The following is a 1,903-nucleotide window of genomic DNA, read 5'->3' on the forward strand; positions in this document are numbered from 1 at the left end:
CGCAAGCCGCGCCAGACCGTCATCGATCCCTTTACCCATTATCTACGCGAGCGCGTAAGCACCTTCCCGGGCCTGACCGGAAGCCGCCTGTTCCGCGAGATCAGGGAGCGCGGTTATGCTGGCGGCTACACTGCTGTCATAGACTTCCTGCGCGAGATCCGCCCCGCACCGCCATCCTCCTTCGAGGTCCGCTTCGAAACCCCGCCCGGCGCGCAGGCCCAGGTCGACTTCGCCCAGTTCCAGGTCGTGTTCACCGACGAACCGACCGCTCCGCGCATCGTGTGGCTGTTCTCGCTGGTGCTCGGCTACAGCCGCCTGATCTGGGCCCGCTTCGTCCTGCACCAGGATCTGGCAACCCTGCTGCGCTGCCATGTGGCCGCCTTTGAGGCGCTGGGCGGTGTGCCGCACGAGGTGCTCTATGATCGCATGAAGGCCGTGGTCACCGGCGAAGCCCGTTCTGGCGGTATCGTCTACAACCGCGCCCTTATCGATCTGGCCCGCCACTTCGGCTTCCATCCCAAAGCCTGCCGGCCGTACCGAGCCAAAACAAAAGGCAAGGTCGAGCGGCCGTTCCGCTACATCCGCGAGGACTTCTTCCTAGCGCGCTCCTTCAGCAATCTCGAGGACCTGAACCGGCAGCTGCAGCACTGGCTTTCCACGGTGGCCAATCCGCGTGTGCATGCCACCACACGCCGCGTCGTCACCGAAGCCTTCGCCGAGGAGAAGCCCTTCTTACGGCCTCTGCCGCTGGCCCCCTTCCGGTCGGTGCTGCGCCTGGAGCGGCGGATCTCGCGCGAGGGCATGATCAGCGTGGGCGGCAACTTCTACAGCGTGCCCGATGCCACCCGCCGACGCGTGGTCGAGGTGCACACCCTGGCCGACGAGATCCGGATCTTCGAGGAGGGCGAGCTGATTGCCGCCCATCCGGTGCTGGAGGGCCGCCATCAACGCCGGGTTGCGCCCGGACACCGTAAGAGCCTGCCCACGGGGCACAGGCGTGGATCGGACGCTTCCCCGGTCAGCCGCACCGGCGACGTGGTCGCGCAGCGTTCGCTCGAATTCTACGATGCGGTCGCCCGCCACCTGGCTCGGGAGACCCGCGCATGAGTGCCGCTCTTGAGCTCACCCCCACCACCCTGGAGCGGATCCGCCAGGATCTGGTCGGCCTGAAGATGCCGCGCGCCCTGGAGGCGCTCGATGCCATCGTGCGCCGCCTCGAGCAGGGCGAGATCAGCGCGCTGGAGGCCATCGACACGCTGCTGTCCGAGGAGCTGACCCTGCGCGAGAACAGCCGCATCAAGACCGGTCTGCGCATGGCGCGCCTGGCGACGATCAAGACGCTGTCGGGCTTTGACTTTACCTTCCAGCCTTCGCTCGACCGCGACCGGATTCTCACCCTGGCGCAGTTGGGCTTCATTGGCCGCTGCGAGGTGGTGCACTTCCTCGGCCCGCCGGGGACTGGCAAGAGCCACCTGGCCACGGCTCTGGGGGTGGAGGCGGTCAAGGCCGGCCGGAGCGTGTACTTCTGCACGCTGGCGGATCTGATCGGCATGCTCGCCCGTGCCGAGCGCGAAGGGCGTCTGGCGGAGCGGATCCGGTTCTTCTGCCGGCCCGCGCTGCTGATTGTGGACGAGATCGGGTACCTGCCGGTGGTCTCAGGCGGCGGCAATCTGTTCTTCCAGCTGGTCAATGCCCGCTACGAGCGCGGAGCGATGATCCTGACCTCGAACCGCGGGTTCGCCGAATGGGGCGAGGTGTTTGGCGATCCTGTGGTGGCCACGGCCTTGCTGGATCGGCTTCTGCATCATGCGGTGGTGATCCAGATCGAGGGCTCAAGTTACCGCCTGCGGCAGCATGCCGAACTGATGCCCGAGCATGTGCGCTCCAAGGCCCTGATCACGCC

2 protein-coding genes are annotated in these 1,903 nt (G+C 66.8%); both read left to right on the forward strand.

Features of this window, described 5'->3' with window-relative positions; genetic code table 11:
- On the forward strand, positions 1-1,107 hold a 1,107-nt coding region (gene istA, locus JKG68_RS32100), incomplete at its 5' end, for an IS21 family transposase (protein ID WP_202066455.1).
- On the forward strand, positions 1,104-1,903 hold an 800-nt coding region (gene istB, locus JKG68_RS32105; protein ID WP_202066457.1), incomplete at its 3' end, for an IS21-like element helper ATPase IstB. The genes istA and istB, both read left to right, overlap by 4 nt.

The sequence above is a fragment of the Microvirga aerilata genome (assembly GCF_016743775.1).
Classification (GTDB): domain Bacteria; phylum Pseudomonadota; class Alphaproteobacteria; order Rhizobiales; family Beijerinckiaceae; genus Microvirga; species Microvirga aerilata.